The sequence below is a fragment of the Thiopseudomonas denitrificans genome (assembly GCF_002866065.1).
Taxonomy (GTDB): Bacteria; Pseudomonadota; Gammaproteobacteria; order Pseudomonadales; family Pseudomonadaceae; genus Thiopseudomonas; species Thiopseudomonas denitrificans.
Genome location: NZ_LNJZ01000009.1, coordinates 452,561 through 467,510, shown reverse-complemented (window position 1 = coordinate 467,510; position 14,950 = coordinate 452,561). Strand labels below are relative to the sequence as shown.

The following is a 14,950-nucleotide window of genomic DNA, read 5'->3' as shown; positions in this document are numbered from 1 at the left end:
GCAGCGTCGCACACTTTCTTTGGGGAGGTTGGCGATGCTGCGCATCGCTGCGTGCGTACCGCGCGCGTTGGCTGACATGCTGATTTCTTGCAGTCTTCACCGCGTCAGCAGCCCGCTGCAGGCGGGCCTTCCCTCCCTCCACCGCTGTGGCGGATTTGTGTAGCGGTTTTTGGCTGGTCACTGCACGGAGTTGCAGGCCTTGCTGGTGTAGTGGAGTAAAGCGTGGACGGCATGGATGCCGTCCCCGAGCCTACATGGATGTACTTGCGGCGTCTTTACGTAACTACACCAGCAAGGCACACACCTTCAAACTACAGCCAAAAACCGGTACACCTGCAGCCACAGTAAAAAATCTAAAAATATCCCTGTCGTTTTTTCTCTTCCATCGAGCCGGCTCCATCATGGTCAATCACCCGCCCTTGCCGCTCGGAAGTCCGTGTCAGCAGCATCTCCTGGATGATTTCCGGCAAGGTGCTGGCGGTGGACTCCACCGCACCGGTTAGCGGATAACAGCCCAGCGTCCTGAAACGCACGCTGCGGGTCTCGATGCGGGCTTTTTCCTCGTCACTCAGGTGCTCGAGGATGCGTTCGTCGTCGATCAGGATCAGCGTGCCGTCACGCTCGATCACCTGGCGCTCGGCGGCAAAGTACAGTGGAACAATCGGGATCTGCTCCAGATAGATGTATTGCCAGATGTCCAGCTCGGTCCAGTTGGACAGCGGGAACACGCGGATCGACTCGCCCTTGTTGATCTTGCCGTTATAGATGTTCCACAGCTCGGGGCGCTGGTTTTTCGGGTCCCAGCGGTGTTTGTTGTCACGGAAGGAATACACGCGCTCCTTGGCGCGGGATTTTTCCTCGTCACGGCGCGCACCGCCAAAGGCTGCATCGAAGCCGTACTTGTCCAGTGCCTGCTTCAGCCCCTCGGTTTTCATGATGTCGGTGTGCCTGGCGCTGCCATGCACAAAGGGATTGATGTCCTGGGCGATACCGTCCGGGTTGATGTGGGTGAGCAGGTCCAGCTCGTAATCCTGCACCATGCGCTCGCGGAAGCGGTACATCTCCTGAAACTTCCAGCGCGTATCCACGTGCAGTACGGGAAAGGGCAGTTTGCCCGGATAGAAAGCCTTGCGGGCCAGGTGCAGCATGACGGCCGAATCCTTGCCGATGGAATAGAGCATCACCGGATTGTCAAACTCGGCAGCTACTTCACGAATGATATGGATGCTCTCGGCTTCCAGCTGTTTCAGATGGGTCAGGGTGTCGGCCATGGAGTGCTCGCAACAGTCCGGTTATACATGATTGAGTAGGATGTACTCTATCGTGAGCGGTTGTTATAACCAAGTGGTTATCAAGACTGAAATGGAATTAAGATATGCGTGAGGCCAACACGGGTGCCACGCGCTAAACCGGATTCGGGCACTCCACATATTCATGTTCGATATCAAACTGCGCAGCAATCCATTCGCCCAGCGCCTGCACGCCGTAACGTTCGGTGGCGTGGTGACCGGCGGCGAAATAGCTGATGCCGTTTTCCAGGGCGCTGTGGGTGCTGTGCTCGGAAATTTCGCCGGTGATGAAAGCGTCCACGCCGGCGGCAATGGCGTGGTCAATGTAGCCTTGTGCGCCTCCGGTACACCAGCCGACGGTACGAACCGGCTTGCCGGCATCAATCACCATGGGTGTGCGCTGCAGGGCCGCTTCGATCAGGCTGGCGAACTGGTCGCTGTGCAGCGTTTGTGGCAGCTCGCCGATCAGGCCGACGCTGCGCGGATTGCCTGCTTCGAGCGGGCCGGTGATGGTTAGCCCGAGACGTTGCGCCAGTTGCACGTTGTTGCCGACCTCGGGGTGTACATCCAGTGGCAGGTGGTAGGCGATCAGGTTGATATCGTGTTGCAACAGGCTCTTGATGCGGCGTTGCTTCATGCCGGTAATAACCGGGTTTTCGCCTTTCCAGAAATAGCCGTGATGCACCAGAATGGCATCGGCCTTGCGTTTGATGGCGGCGTCAATCAGTGCCTGGCTGGCAGTCACGCCGGAAATGATTCGACGGATCTGTGGCCGGCCTTCGACCTGCAGCCCATTCGGGCAGTAGTCGCTGATGCTGTCGGCAGCTAGATAATCATTCAGTGCGGATAGCAAAACCCGGGTGCTGGTGCTCATGTTTTTCTCCTTGGTCAGACTGCCGGTCATTATGCCCGTTTTTGAAGATTAAAAATGATGGCATGCTTGGGTCATGCCGGTTGACCCGACTATAATGCATGCCAGTTTTGTATCGGAAGCAGCGTTGACAAGGGGTTTGTATGCGAGAACAGGTGCGGCAGCTGGGCTGGCCGGTACTGGCCGGTGTGCTGGGAGCGCTGGTCATCATGGGCTGGTTCCCCGAGCAGCTGGGCCTGCCGACAAGGCAGGTGTCAGGACCGGCGGCAGTGGCCGCGACAGGGCCGGAGTCGTATGCGGCTGCGGTCAGTTACGCCTCGCCTGCGGTGGCCAACCTGTACAGCACCAAGATGGTCAGCGAACCCATTCATCCGTTGTTTTCCGACCCGTCCCTGCGGCATTTTTTTGGTGACAGCCTGCCGCAGCAGCGCCGCCTAGAGTCCAGCCTGGGCTCGGCGGTACTCATGAGTACCGAAGGCTATCTGCTGACCAATAATCATGTGATTGCCGGTGCCGAGCAGATTGTCGTTGCGCTCAAGGACGGTCGCGAGACGCTGGCCAGAGTCATTGGTACCGACCCGGAAACCGATCTTGCGGTGTTGAAGGTCGACTTGCCGGACTTGCCAGCGATCAGCACCGGCCAGTCCGACCAGGTGCGTATCGGTGATGTCGCCCTGGCGATTGGCAACCCCTTTGGTGTCGGTCAGACAGTGACCATGGGCATTGTCAGCGCCACCGGGCGCAATCAGCTGGGCATCAACACTTACGAAGACTTCATCCAGACCGATGCGGCGATCAACCCGGGCAACTCGGGTGGTGCGCTGGTCGATGCGCGGGGCCGGCTGCTGGGCATCAATACCGCCATTTTCTCGCGCAGTGGGGGCTCGCAGGGCATCGGCTTTGCCATTCCGGTCAAGTTGGCACTCAGCGTCATGGAGTCGATCATCGAGCATGGGCAGGTGGTGCGTGGCTGGCTCGGGCTGGAAGTGCAGGCGTTGACGCCAGAGCTGGCCGAAACCTTCGGCTTGCAGCAACGTACCGGCATTCTGGTCGCCGGAGTACTGCGGGACGGCCCTGCTGCAGAGGCCGGGTTGTTGCCCGGTGACATCATCCTGTCGATTGCCGGGCAGGCGGCCGTTGATGGCCGCAGCTCGATGAACCAGGTGGCCAACATGCGGCCGGGCAAGGCCGTGGAAATGGAAGTGTTGCGTCAGGGAGAAGCAGTGGTGCTGCAGGCTGAAGTGGGCATGCGCCCGGTACTGGCCGGACCCCAGCAGTAAGGCTGAAGGCCCGGCAGCCTGTGATCAGTCTTTTTTCAGGCCGAAGCTTTCGTCCAGGGTGCCGACTTCACCTTCTTCCTTGTTGGCATAGTCGCGTGGCGGCTCGGGAATCTCGGCGCTTTCTTCTTTGGCGACTGGCGTGTCTGCCTTGGCGGCGGATGCTGCTGCCGGCTCTTGCGGGCGTTCCAGGGCCTTGGTGTCGACCAGGCTGTTGAGCAGACGCTGGCGGGTGCTTTCGTCCAGGGCCAGGCGTTCGGCAGATTGCAGCAGGTGTTCCTGCACGTTGTGGTAGTTTTCGGTCAGCTTGTTGACCAGTTCGGCGGTCGTGCTAAAGTGTGCCACGACTTCGTCCTGGTAGCTGTCAAAGCGCTGTTGCAGGTCATCCAGACGGTTTTCGGTATTGGCCGGGGAGCCGTTGCGCATCATGCGGGTGACCAGCAGGGTGACGGCAACACCGACAATGAAGCTGAGCAGCGGAAGTAACCAGACGGGAATTGAATTGTCCACGGAATATCCTCTTCGGGTGATCAATGAAAGCCCGGCGCCTGTGGCACCGTCTGCAATGCAAGGCATAGAATAGCGCAAACTTGAGGGCGATGTAGCAGCATCGGGTCAACTATAGGGTTTGATGGTTTTTTTGCAATCAGACGAAACGACAAACGAGGTTCAAACATAGAGTGTTGGTACGTGAAGAGCGGATAATGGTTCCCGGTCCGACAGGAAACCTGGAAGCCATGTATCTGGATGACACCGGTGCGTGCGGCATTGCGTTACTGTGCCACCCCAACCCGCAGCAGGGGGGGACCATGCTCAACAAGGTGGTGTCGACCCTGCAGCGCACCGCGCGAGACCAGGGGCTGGCAACTCTCAGGTTCAATTATCGCGGCACCGGCAAGAGTGACGGAACCCACGACATGGGGGGCGGTGAAGTCGATGATGCTGAGGCCGCACTGGCCTGGCTACAGGAGCGTCACCCCGGCTTGCCGGTATACCTGTTCGGTTTTTCCTTTGGCGGTTTTGTTGCCGCCAGCCTGTCCGGTCGGCTGGAGCTGCGTGGCGAGCCGGCGGTGCGGATCTGCCTGGCTGCGCCGGCGGTCACCCGTATCGTTGCACCCCACTGGCTATCTGGCCAGGGACGCCTGACGGTGATTCAGCCGGAACAGGATGAAGTGATAGATCCGCAGCTGGTGTATGACTGGGCACAGGCGCAACAGCGCCCGCTGCAACTCGTCCGCATTGCCGATAGTGGTCATTTTTTCCATGGCAAACTGATCGAGCTGAAAGATGCCGTATTGCAGCATGTATTTGATATGAACACAGCAGGAGCGGATGCTTCTGCAGATCCCGACGCTTAGGCTACTCCGGGCACCTGATGGACTGATTTGATGAAAAAACGTGTACTGACCGGCATCACCACCACCGGAACCCCGCACCTGGGCAACTATGCCGGTGCCATCCGTCCCGCCATCGAGGCCAGCAAGGCGGCGGATGTGGAATCCTTCTATTTTCTGGCCGACTATCACGCATTGATCAAATGCGATGACCCGGCCCGCATCCAGCAGTCGCGGCTGGAAATTGCTGCCACCTGGCTAGCTGGCGGGCTGGACCCCGAACGGGCCACCTTTTACCGCCAGTCCGATATCCCGGAAATCCCCGAGCTGACCTGGTTGCTGACCTGTGTGGCAGCCAAGGGCCTGCTCAACCGCGCCCATGCCTACAAGGCTGCGGTGGACCAGAATACCGGGGCGGGCGAAGATCCGGATGCGGGCATCAGTATGGGGCTGTTCAGTTACCCGGTGCTGATGGCGGCTGATATCCTGATGTTCAACGCCAATCGTGTTCCGGTTGGGCGCGATCAGATCCAGCATGTCGAGATGGCGCGTGATATCGGGCAGCGTTTTAACCATCTGTTTGGTGGCGGGCGCGAGTTCTTCGTCATGCCGGAAGCGGAGATCGCCGAGGAAGTTGCCACCCTCCCGGGGCTGGATGGGCGCAAGATGTCGAAAAGTTACGACAACACTATCCCGCTGTTTTCCTCAAGCAAGGAGCTGAAGGCGGCGATTGCGCGCATTGTTACCGACTCGCGCTTGCCCGGCGAGCCCAAGGATGCCGATGCATCCCATCTGTTCACCCTGTACAAGGCATTTGCCACGGCGGAGCAGAGCGTGCAGATGCATGCCGAGCTGGGCGCCGGTCTGGCCTGGGGCGAGGCCAAGCAGCGCTTGTTCGAACTGCTGGACGGCCAGCTGGCCGAACCCCGCGAGCGCTACCACGAGCTGCTGGCCCGCCCGCAGGATCTGGAAGATATTTTGCAGGCTGGTGCAGTCAAGGCCCGCCGCATTGCCACGCCGTTCCTGGCTGAATTGCGCGAGGCGGTCGGCCTGCGCAATTTTGCACAGATAGCTGTTGCCGGCGAGAAAAAAGCCAAAAAGGCCAAAAAGGGTGCACGTACGGTCAGTTTCCGTGACGAGTCAGGTTTCCGTTTCCGTGTGCTGAATGCAGCCGGCGAAGATGTGTTGCTGTCCAGCGGTTTTGCTGATGGTCGTGCCGCCGGCATGGTGCTCAAGGCGCTGCAGGCCGGCGAGCTGGACTTGCAAATTGAGGGGCTGCAGTTGCTGGCGTTGCACAATGGCGAGCGGGTGGCGGCCAGTGTGGTACTGGCCGACGAGGCGGCCTGCCAGCAGGCGCTGGAGGCGGTTCGCGAACTGGTGGCAGATTAAGCGCTTCAGTGTGCTGGCCGTGGCCCGGGCTGGTCCGGCATAAGGGGCGAATGTGGCCAGCCGCTTCCGGGGGGCTGACTTGCAAGGGCAAGTTGGTTCCCCGTGGCAGGTAACGAAAATACCGGATTGCCCTTCAGATGCAAGTTGTGCGAATAAATTCGCACCTACAATTCAGCAATCTCACTCCCTGTAAGTGCGAATTTATTCGCACAACAAACGGATATCGACAGGACGTCAACCGACACAACGAACAATAAAAAACGGGGCCTTGTGGGCCCCGTTTGCAGGTCAGGTTTCGTTTAGGAACCCATCTGCTTTTCCTTGATTTCTGCCAGGGTCTTGCAGTCGATGCACAGGGTTGCTGTCGGGCGGGCTTCCAGACGGCGCAGGCCGATTTCGACGCCGCAGGCTTCACACCAGCCGTAATCTTCGTCCTCGATCAGCTGCAGGGTTTCATCGATTTTCTTGATCAGCTTGCGCTCGCGGTCACGGGTGCGCAGCTCGAGGCTGAATTCTTCTTCCTGGCTGGCGCGGTCGGCCGGATCGGGAAAGTTGGCCGCTTCGTCTTTCATGTAGTTGACGGTGCGGTCGACTTCCTCGCGCAGTTCCTGCTTCCAGTTGTTGAGAATTTCGACAAAGTGGGCGCGCATTTTTTCGCCCATGTACTCTTCGTCCTTGCTTTCTTTATAGGGGACAAAGGCGCGTGTCAGCTGACTGGCCGGTTGCTCTTCTTTCTTGGGCATAACTCTGTGCCTCCCACAACTAAAAAACTCGAGGCAGATGCCTCTGCCATTTCAAGCCGGCGAAATTACCAGAAAGTTCGGGTTATGGCCAGCACCACTAGAGTATAAGGCGATCTGCTTCGCGTTTTCTGTTAGCCCTGAGGGGGCGTTGTAGCGCCGGACCCTGCGGCAGGCTTGCTGCCGCAAGGCTTCGCAGACAGCAGAGCCCGCTCGTACAGGCGGCTCGTTAGGCTTCGCTACCCGGGATGAGGGAGCCCAGCAGGGAAAACGGTCGTGCTTCCATGATTTCGCAGTCGACAAATTTGCCGATCAGCAGCGGGTTATCGCTGCGGAAATTGACCACACGGTTGAATTCGTTGCGCCCCTGCAGCATGCCGGGGTCCTTTTTCGAGTAGTCGGTGACCAGTACGCGCTGGGTCTGGCCGACCATGCGCCGGCTGTGTTCAAAGCCCTGTTGCTGCAGGCGCTGCTGCAGCAGGCCCAGGCGTTCTTTTTTGACTTCTTCCGGTGTATTGTCCTGCAGCTCGGCTGCCGGGGTACCGGGGCGGGCGCTGTACACGAACGAGTAGGAAAAATCGAAGCCGACCTCGGCAATCAGGTTCATGGTTTGCTCGAAGTCCTTGTCACTTTCTCCGGGAAAGCCGACGATGAAGTCCGAGCTGATCAGGATGTCCGGTACCGCTTTCTTCAGTTTGCGGATGCGGGATTTGTATTCCAGCGCGGTGTGGTTGCGTTTCATGTTCGCCAATACCCGGTCGGAGCCGGACTGTACCGGCAGGTGCAGGTAACGTACCAGCTTGGGCAGTGTGGCATGGGCCTCGATCAGAGCGTCGGAGAATTCCAGCGGGTGCGAGGTGGTGTAGCGGATGCGCTCGATACCGTCAATATCCGACACCAGACGCAGCAGATCGGCCAGATCGATGATCTGCCCAATGCCGGCTACTTCGAATTCGCCACGATAGCCGTTGACGTTCTGGCCGAGCAGGGTCACTTCGCGTACGCCGTTGTCGGCCAGGTGACGAATTTCGCTCAGCACGTCGGCAGCCGGGCGACTGACCTCTTCGCCGCGGGTGTAGGGTACCACGCAGAAGGTGCAGTATTTGCTGCAGCCTTCCATGATCGAGACAAAAGCAGTGGGGCCGTCGACACGTGGTTCAGGCAAACGGTCGAACTTCTCGATTTCCGGGAACGAAATATCCACCTGGGCCTCGCCGGTACTGCGTACGGCGTCGATCATTTCCGGTAACCGGTGCAGGGTTTGCGGGCCGAACACCACGTCGACATAGGGCGCGCGGTCGCGGATGGCGGCACCTTCCTGGCTGGCCACACAGCCGCCGACACCGATCACCAGCTCCGGGTTGGCCTGCTTCAACTCGCGCCAGCGGCCAAGCTGGGAAAATACCTTTTCTTGGGCCTTTTCACGGATCGAGCAGGTGTTGAGCAGGATGACGTCGGCTTCGGCCGGGTCGTCGGTGGCTTCCATGGCTTCCTGCTCGCCCAGCAGGTCGGCCATGCGCGAGCTGTCGTACTCGTTCATCTGACAACCGTGGGTTTCAATAAAAAGTTTTTTGGCCATGGCGGCATCCTGTAGCTGGAGTGATCAAACAAACCCGGCATTATAGGTGGCACGGCAAGTGGCGGCAAAGGGTGGCTGCCGGATTTCTTGATTCCGCACGGATCTGCCGGGTAATTGTGTGCGGCCCGCGCTGGTGATGAGGTAACATACTGCCATCAAATTCCCGGAAGGAGCTGCCCTCATGTATTGCCCGTTTTGTGGTGCCAATGACACCAAGGTTGTTGATTCGCGGTTGGTCACCAATGGTGACCAGGTGCGCAGGCGGCGCGAGTGCATTTCGTGCGGGGAGCGTTTCACCACCTTCGAAACCGCCGAATTGCAGTTGCCGCGGCTGATCAAGCAGGACGGCAGCCGTCAGCCGTTTGACGAAAACAAGTTGCGTGCCGGCATGATGCGGGCACTGGAGAAACGCCCTGTCAGCCTCGAACGGGTGGAAGAGGCGGTCGCCAACATCAAGCGCAAGCTGCGCGCTACCGGCGAGCGGGAAATCAAGTCGCTGGTGGCTGGCCAGCTGGTGATGAACGAGCTGCGCAAGCTGGACGAAGTGGCCTATATCCGCTTTGCCTCGGTGTATCGCCGGTTCCAGGACCTGAACGAGTTTCGTGAAGAAATCGACCGCCTGTCGCGGGAGCCGCTTGAGGAATGAGTGACCAGGCATTCATGGCACGAGCCTTGCAACTGGCAGAGCAGGGGTTGTATTCCGTCCATCCGAACCCGCGTGTGGGCTGTGTGCTGGTCAGGGACGGCCGTATTGTCGGTGAGGGCTGGCACCGGATGGCGGGCACTCCGCATGCCGAAGTTCACGCCCTGGCTGCTGCGGGTGAACTGGCCCGTGGTGCGACGGCCTACGTTTCACTGGAACCCTGCAGCCATCACGGGCGCACGCCACCCTGTGCGCAGGCGCTGGTGGATGCGGGTGTCGTACGGGTGGTGGCGGCAATGCAGGACCCCAACCCGCAGGTGGCAGGTCGTGGTCTTGAGCTATTGCGCAGTGCCGGCATTGCGGTTCAGGTTCTGGAGGGTGCCTTGCAACAACAGGCGCTGGAATTGAACCGGGGCTTTGTCAAACGCATGCGTAGCGGCTTGCCATGGGTGAGTGCCAAGCTGGCGATGAGTCTGGATGGCCGTACGGCAATGGCCAGCGGTGAAAGCCAGTGGATCACCGGGCCGGCTGCGCGGGCCGACGTGCAGCGGCTGCGGGCACGCAGCAGCGTGGTGGTGAGCGGTGCCGATACGGTGTTGCTGGATGATGCGCGACTGACCGTCAGGGCCGGGCAGCTGGAATTGCCCGAAGTGCAGAAACAGCTGGCTCTGCAACGTCCGCCAATGCGGGTATTGGTGGACGGGCGTGGGCGGGTGCCCTTTGACTGTGCATTCTATCGGGAGCCCGGTGCCTGGCTGGCAGCCATGCGGCAACCGCTACAGCCGCTGCCGGAACAGGCGGGGTTGCTGCTGCTGCCGGAAAGGGAAGGGCATGTCGATTTGCATGCGTTGCTGCTGAAGCTGGCACAGGAACATCAGGCCAACGAAGTGCTGGTCGAGGCTGGCGCCCGGCTGGCAGGTGCTTTTTTGCAGGCCGGTTTGCTGGATGAGCTGGTGGTCTACATGGCACCGAAACTGCTGGGCAGCGATGCCAGGCCCCTGTTTGATCTGCCCCTGCTGCGGATGGCGCAAGCGGTGGATCTGCAGATTGCCGATATCCGCGCGGTGGGTGCCGACTGGCGGATCAGCTGTCGCCTGTAGGTGCGAATTCATTCGCACATGTCATTGTTGCCCGGCCTTGCCGGGCTTTGTCCGGATAAATCCGGACCTACAGTTGTGCAGGGATCGCTGTAGGTGCGAATTTATTCGCACATGTCATTGTTGCCCGGCCTTGCCGGGCTTTGTCCGGATAAATCCGGACCTGCAGTGCTACATGCCGAATGCCGGCCAATATCAGGGATACAGGCCCCTCAGTTCGCGGACCTGCAGGATGCGGGTGCAGGCGGTGATGAAGGCGGCCGTGCGCAGGGTGACCCGGTGTTCGCTGGCAGTTGCCGACAGCGTTTTGTAGGCATTGTCCATGATGGTCTCCAGGCGCTGGTTGATTTCTTCCTCGCTCCAGTAGAAATTTGCCGAATTCTGTACCCACTCGAAGTAGCTGACGGTGACGCCGCCGGCATTGGCCAGCACGTCGGGAACAATGATGATGCCGCTGTTGGCGAGGATGTCATCGGCTTCCGGAGTAGTAGGACCGTTGGCTCCTTCGACAATGATGCGGGTGCGGATTCTGCCGGCGTTGCCCTGGTGGATCTGGCCTTCCAGTGCGGCGGGAATCAGGATGTCGGACTGAACTTCCCAGAACTCGTCGTTGCTGATGTTCTGTACATTGGGTTTGCCGGCTACGCCACCGTGGGCTGCTACATGTTCGATCAGTGCATCAATCTGCAGGCCGTCGGGGTTGTAAACCGAGCCGGTGTGATCCTGCACGGCAATCACCCGGGCGCCGGCTTCGGTGAACAGGCGGGCAGCGGTGCTGCCGACATTGCCAAAACCCTGGATGCAGATGCGGGCACCACATAAATCAAGTCCTGCATCCTGTGCGGCGGCGGCTCCGACAATGAACACGCCGCGGCCGGTCGCTTCCACCCGGCCCAGGCTGCCGCCAATGGCGATCGGCTTGCCGGTGACGATACCGGGGCAGTCCTTTCCGGCGTTCATGGAGTAGGTGTCCATCATCCAGGCCATGGTCTGGGCGTTGGTATTGACGTCAGGCCCGGGAATGTCTTTTTCCACGCCGATGAAGTCGCTGATTTCGTTGATGTAGCGGCGGGTGATGCGCTCTACTTCCGACTTCGAGTAATCACGGGGATTGAAGCGAATGCCGCCCTTGGCGCCGCCGTAGGGCAGGCCGACCACGGCGGTCTTGATCGACATCCAGGCTGACAGCGCCATGACTTCCGACAGGGTGACATCCTGGTGGTAGCGGATACCGCCCTTGCCCGGGCCGCAGTTGAGGCTGTGCTGGACGCGGTAGCCTTCAAAGTGGGCAATACTGCCGTCGTCCAGACGTACCGGCACATCGACGACCAGGATTTTTTCCGGATGCTTGAGGGTGCCGACCCACTTGCCCAGCTCGCCCAGGTAGGGTTCGACACGGTCGACCTGTTGCAAGAAAATACCCCATGGGCCGGGGTCTTCAGCGTTGAGATAGGAAGGAATATAGGAATTGGATTGTTGTGTCATGCTCACACCGTTGTAGTTTTTATAAAAGCAGTTATCAAGCAGATTTGCCTGCAGGATGCCGCCGGCAGGCTGGTGACCGGGCCGGATACAGGCTGCGTGCAAACGTGCCATTCTAAGCACAATTGCCCGGTTTGGGTATTTTCTTGCGGATCGGGCAGGGCTGGTGGCGCCGTGGCAGGCTGTCACAAACGGGGGTGAGGCTGGTTTTTGCGGGACTGAAAGTTTTTGTTTTTCAGCTGGTTGCACGCAAGCTCTAAGAGGGCGAGCGAAGCGGTGGGGGCGAGACAGGTGCGGAAAAGCGCCAGCCGGAGCATGGTTGTATCCGGCTGGCGCAGTGATCAGGCTGAAATGTCGATCACGTCTTCGGCTTGCAGTCCTTTTTCCCGGGCCACCACATTGTATTCGACGCGCTGGCCTTCGCTGAGTACACGATGGCCTTCGCCTCTGATGGCGCGGAAGTGAACAAAGATGTCATCGCCGTTATCGCGGGAGATGAAGCCGAAGCCCTTGGTTGTGTTGAACCATTTGACGGTACCGGTTTCGCGCTCGGCATCATGGTAGGCACCGGCGGCAATGGGTTCTGCAGGATAGTCGGTGCTGCGCCCGGCAGCCTGTGGTGTGGGGCCTGGTCGCCCGGAAAGCAGATAAAACAGGGTGCCTGCAGCGGTCAGTGCCAGACCGATCACGGGCAAGACAGGCAGGTCGACAAAAAGGCTGGTGGCCTGAGCGGCGGTGGCGGCAACCAGAAGTGATGAGGTTACAAAACACAGGGATTTTGACATGGTGGCTCAACTCGTTAACAGATAAATAAAACGTTGGTTTCGGCCGCGCTGCGGGTGCAGCGAGAGGAAGGGATGGTGGCGGAACGCCAGTGCCTGCGCGGCGTGACGACGGCTCGCCGGCTCCCTGTTGCGGCTGACTGGCTATTAAACCGTAAAGCTTGATCCGACTCAAATGGAGAGCCGGGTTTTTGCCGGGACTGCCGCTTTTGGACGAAGGCTCAACGGGCGGGGCCGTTGAAATCGCCAGACCATGCCTGAATATTGTCAGGCATGGTCGTGGAGCATGGAAAGCTATATAATCTGCCGTTTTCGGGATGACCGGCTGGGCCGGTCGGACACGCCGCTGGCTATTGTTTGTGCCGGGCCTGTCACCGCTTTAATTTCAGAACAATCCGGGAAGTGAACAAGATCATGATGCGCAGCCACTATTGCGGCCACCTCAACGCCGGCCTTGAAGGTCAAACTGTCACCCTGTGCGGATGGGTACACCGTCGCCGCGACCATGGCGGGGTGATTTTCCTCGATATCCGTGACCGCGAAGGTCTGGCGCAGGTAGTGTTCAATCCGGAAAACGTCGATACCTTTGCCACGGCCGACCGCGTGCGCAGCGAATATGTGGTCAAGGCCACCGGTGTGGTGCGTCGCCGCCCTGATGGTGCAACCAACCCGAACCTGGCCAGTGGCGAGATCGAAGTGATTGCCACCGGTCTGGAAATCCTCAGCCAGGCCGACACCCCGCCATTCCCGCTTGATGAGCACTCCGATGTGGGTGAGGAAACCCGCCTGCGTTTCCGCTACATCGACCTGCGCCGTCCGGAAATGGCCGAAAAGCTCAAACTGCGCTCGCGCATCAGCTCCAGCATCCGCCGTTTCCTCGATGATAACGGCTTCCTCGATGTGGAAACCCCGATCCTGACCCGTGCCACGCCGGAAGGTGCGCGCGACTATCTGGTACCGAGCCGCACACACCAGGGCAGCTTCTTTGCCCTGCCGCAGTCGCCGCAACTGTTCAAGCAACTGCTGATGGTGGCTGGCTTTGACCGCTACTACCAGATTGCCAAGTGCTTCCGTGACGAAGATCTGCGCGCCGACCGTCAGCCGGAGTTCACCCAGATCGACATCGAGACCAGCTTCATGGACGAGTCGGACATCATGGGTCTGACCGAAACCATGATCCGCAACCTGTTCAAGGAAGTGCTGGATGTGGAGCTGGGCGAGTTCCCGCACATGCCATACGAAGAAGCCATGCGCCGCTTCGGCTCCGACAAGCCCGACCTGCGCATTCCGCTGGAACTGGTGGACATTGCCGACCAGCTCAAAGACGTGGAGTTCAAGGTGTTCAGCGGACCGGCCAACGATCCGAAGGGTCGTGTTGCCGCCCTGCGTGTGCCCGGCCAGGGCGCCATGCCACGTGGCCAGATCGACGACTACACCAAGTATGTCGGCCTGTACGGTGCCAAGGGGCTCGCCTATATCAAGGTTAACGAGCGCGCCAAAGGCCCTGAAGGCCTGCAGTCGCCGATCGTCAAGTTCATTCCCGAAGACAATCTGAATACCATTCTTGACCGTGTTGGTGCAGTGGATGGCGATATCGTGTTCTTCGGTGCCGACAAGGCGCAGGTGGTCAGTGATGCGCTGGGTGCACTGCGCATTCGTCTGGGCCATGACCTTAACTTGCTGACGGCCAAGTGGGCACCGCTATGGGTGGTGGATTTCCCGATGTTCGAGGAAAACGACGACGGCTCGCTGAGCGCATTGCACCACCCGTTCACTTCACCCAAGTGCACCCCCGACGAGCTGAAGGCCGCACCGGGTGCAGCGTTGTCCCGTGCCTATGACATGGTGCTCAACGGTACCGAATTGGGTGGCGGCTCGATCCGTATTCACGACAAGCAGATGCAGCAGACGGTATTCGAAGTGTTGGGCATTGACGAGGCCGAGCAGAAAGAGAAGTTCGGCTTCCTGCTTGATGCCCTGCGTTACGGTGCGCCGCCCCATGGTGGCCTGGCCTTCGGCCTGGACCGTCTGGTGATGCTGATGACCGGTGCCAATTCGATCCGTGAAGTGATTGCCTTCCCGAAAACCCAGAGTGCGGCCTGTGTCATGACCCAGGCGCCGGGGACTGTGGATGCCAGGCAGCTGCGCGAGCTGAATATCCGTTTGCGCGAGCAGGCTAAAACTGAAGGGTGATTTTTTACCTTGCGGGTGCTCGGGGCGGGGTCAGGCCGGCTTAAAGCTGCGCTTCACCTCTCGAAGCAAGCTTCGAGACGCTCGCTGAGGCTTTCGCCAGCCTGACCCCCGCCCCATACACCGAGTGTTGTGGGTGAAGGGGTGGCCCGGCGCTGCCGGGCTGCTGTCGCGTGAAGGGGTTGTATTTGGTTGGCGCAGCATTCAACCGTGCAGAATGCTCTCGTCATCTCGCGCTTGCCCCACAGAGTATTTGCCAACATTAAATCTCAAGAGA

At 59.7% G+C, this 14,950-nt stretch carries 13 protein-coding genes; 6 read left to right on the top strand and 7 right to left on the bottom strand.

The annotated features are described in order from the left end of the window. Positions 1 to 353: 353 nt before the first annotated feature. Together cysD and AR306_RS11380 are read right to left on the bottom strand one after the other, a co-directional pair. Entirely contained in the window at positions 354 to 1,271 is a 918-nt protein-coding gene (gene cysD, locus AR306_RS11385) for a sulfate adenylyltransferase subunit CysD (RefSeq protein WP_101497672.1), read from the bottom strand. Positions 1,272 to 1,404: 133 nt separating this feature from the next. Continuing rightward, complete coding sequence (locus AR306_RS11380; RefSeq protein WP_101498017.1) at positions 1,405 to 2,163, bottom strand: Nif3-like dinuclear metal center hexameric protein; 759 nt, start codon at positions 2,161 to 2,163, stop codon at positions 1,405 to 1,407. A gap of 140 nt (positions 2,164 to 2,303) precedes the next feature. On the opposite strand from AR306_RS11380, the gene AR306_RS11375 reads away from it, so the two are divergent. Next, entirely contained in the window at positions 2,304 to 3,440 is a 1,137-nt protein-coding gene (locus AR306_RS11375) for a S1C family serine protease (protein ID WP_101497671.1), read from the top strand. A 24-nt stretch (positions 3,441 to 3,464) separates the two neighbouring features. Here AR306_RS11375 and AR306_RS11370 read toward each other — a convergent pair whose 3' ends face one another. After that, positions 3,465 to 3,947, bottom strand: a complete 483-nt coding sequence (locus tag AR306_RS11370; RefSeq protein WP_101497670.1) for a YhcB family protein — start codon at positions 3,945 to 3,947, stop codon at positions 3,465 to 3,467. Between the two features lie 170 nt (positions 3,948 to 4,117). Here AR306_RS11370 and AR306_RS11365 point away from each other — a divergent pair, with 170 nt between their 5' ends. Together AR306_RS11365 and AR306_RS11360 are read left to right on the top strand one after the other, a co-directional pair. Beyond that, the gene (locus AR306_RS11365; RefSeq protein WP_101497669.1) at positions 4,118 to 4,795 is read left to right on the top strand and encodes an alpha/beta hydrolase; all 678 of its coding nucleotides are present in this window, start codon (positions 4,118 to 4,120) and stop codon (positions 4,793 to 4,795) included. A 30-nt stretch (positions 4,796 to 4,825) separates the two neighbouring features. Continuing rightward, the gene (locus AR306_RS11360) at positions 4,826 to 6,160 is read left to right on the top strand and encodes a tryptophan--tRNA ligase (RefSeq protein ID WP_101497668.1); all 1,335 of its coding nucleotides are present in this window, start codon (positions 4,826 to 4,828) and stop codon (positions 6,158 to 6,160) included. Between the two features lie 299 nt (positions 6,161 to 6,459). On the opposite strand, the gene dksA is transcribed toward AR306_RS11360, so the two are convergent. Both dksA and miaB read right to left on the bottom strand, forming a co-directional pair. Then, positions 6,460 to 6,903: an RNA polymerase-binding protein DksA gene (gene dksA / locus AR306_RS11355; protein WP_101497667.1), complete on the bottom strand. Its 444-nt coding sequence runs from the start codon at positions 6,901 to 6,903 to the stop codon at positions 6,460 to 6,462. A gap of 226 nt (positions 6,904 to 7,129) precedes the next feature. Then, positions 7,130 to 8,479, bottom strand: coding sequence for a tRNA (N6-isopentenyl adenosine(37)-C2)-methylthiotransferase MiaB (miaB, locus tag AR306_RS11350; RefSeq protein ID WP_101497666.1), 1,350 nt, complete (start codon positions 8,477 to 8,479; stop codon positions 7,130 to 7,132). A gap of 181 nt (positions 8,480 to 8,660) precedes the next feature. Here miaB and nrdR point away from each other — a divergent pair, with 181 nt between their 5' ends. Then, the gene (gene nrdR, locus AR306_RS11345) at positions 8,661 to 9,125 is read left to right on the top strand and encodes a transcriptional regulator NrdR (protein ID WP_101497665.1); all 465 of its coding nucleotides are present in this window, start codon (positions 8,661 to 8,663) and stop codon (positions 9,123 to 9,125) included. Continuing rightward, a complete protein-coding gene (gene ribD, locus AR306_RS11340; protein WP_101497664.1) occupies positions 9,122 to 10,222 on the top strand; it encodes a bifunctional diaminohydroxyphosphoribosylaminopyrimidine deaminase/5-amino-6-(5-phosphoribosylamino)uracil reductase RibD in 1,101 nt (366 codons plus the stop codon). The genes nrdR and ribD overlap by 4 nt, the downstream gene beginning before the upstream one ends. Before the next feature lie 192 nt (positions 10,223 to 10,414). On the opposite strand, the gene AR306_RS11335 is transcribed toward ribD, so the two are convergent. Both AR306_RS11335 and AR306_RS13750 read right to left on the bottom strand, forming a co-directional pair. Then, complete coding sequence (locus tag AR306_RS11335; protein WP_101498016.1) at positions 10,415 to 11,704, bottom strand: Glu/Leu/Phe/Val family dehydrogenase; 1,290 nt, start codon at positions 11,702 to 11,704, stop codon at positions 10,415 to 10,417. 338 nt (positions 11,705 to 12,042) lie between these two features. Beyond that, positions 12,043 to 12,486 (bottom strand): cold-shock protein, encoded by a 444-nt coding sequence (locus AR306_RS13750; RefSeq protein ID WP_407071211.1) that lies wholly within the window; start codon positions 12,484 to 12,486, stop codon positions 12,043 to 12,045. A 411-nt stretch (positions 12,487 to 12,897) separates the two neighbouring features. On the opposite strand from AR306_RS13750, the gene aspS reads away from it, so the two are divergent. After that, on the top strand, positions 12,898 to 14,676 hold the full coding sequence (gene aspS / locus AR306_RS11325; protein ID WP_101497663.1) for an aspartate--tRNA ligase: 1,779 nt from the start codon (positions 12,898 to 12,900) through the stop codon (positions 14,674 to 14,676). Positions 14,677 to 14,950: the final 274 nt, after the last annotated feature.

What these genes read in the sequence shown, in the direction of transcription:
- miaB (WP_101497666.1), bottom strand. Translation starts at nt 8,479, where the DNA reads ATGGCCAAAAAACTTTTTATTGAAACCCACGGTTGTCAGATGAACGAG.
- AR306_RS11375 (WP_101497671.1), top strand. Translation starts at nt 2,304, where the DNA reads ATGCGAGAACAGGTGCGGCAGCTGGGCTGGCCGGTACTGGCCGGTGTG.
- ribD (WP_101497664.1), top strand. Translation starts at nt 9,122, where the DNA reads ATGAGTGACCAGGCATTCATGGCACGAGCCTTGCAACTGGCAGAGCAG.
- cysD (WP_101497672.1), bottom strand. Translation starts at nt 1,271, where the DNA reads ATGGCCGACACCCTGACCCATCTGAAACAGCTGGAAGCCGAGAGCATC.
- AR306_RS11380 (WP_101498017.1), bottom strand. Translation starts at nt 2,163, where the DNA reads ATGAGCACCAGCACCCGGGTTTTGCTATCCGCACTGAATGATTATCTA.
- nrdR (WP_101497665.1), top strand. Translation starts at nt 8,661, where the DNA reads ATGTATTGCCCGTTTTGTGGTGCCAATGACACCAAGGTTGTTGATTCG.
- dksA (WP_101497667.1), bottom strand. Translation starts at nt 6,903, where the DNA reads ATGCCCAAGAAAGAAGAGCAACCGGCCAGTCAGCTGACACGCGCCTTT.
- AR306_RS11360 (WP_101497668.1), top strand. Translation starts at nt 4,826, where the DNA reads ATGAAAAAACGTGTACTGACCGGCATCACCACCACCGGAACCCCGCAC.
- AR306_RS11335 (WP_101498016.1), bottom strand. Translation starts at nt 11,704, where the DNA reads ATGACACAACAATCCAATTCCTATATTCCTTCCTATCTCAACGCTGAA.
- aspS (WP_101497663.1), top strand. Translation starts at nt 12,898, where the DNA reads ATGATGCGCAGCCACTATTGCGGCCACCTCAACGCCGGCCTTGAAGGT.
- AR306_RS13750 (WP_407071211.1), bottom strand. Translation starts at nt 12,486, where the DNA reads ATGTCAAAATCCCTGTGTTTTGTAACCTCATCACTTCTGGTTGCCGCC.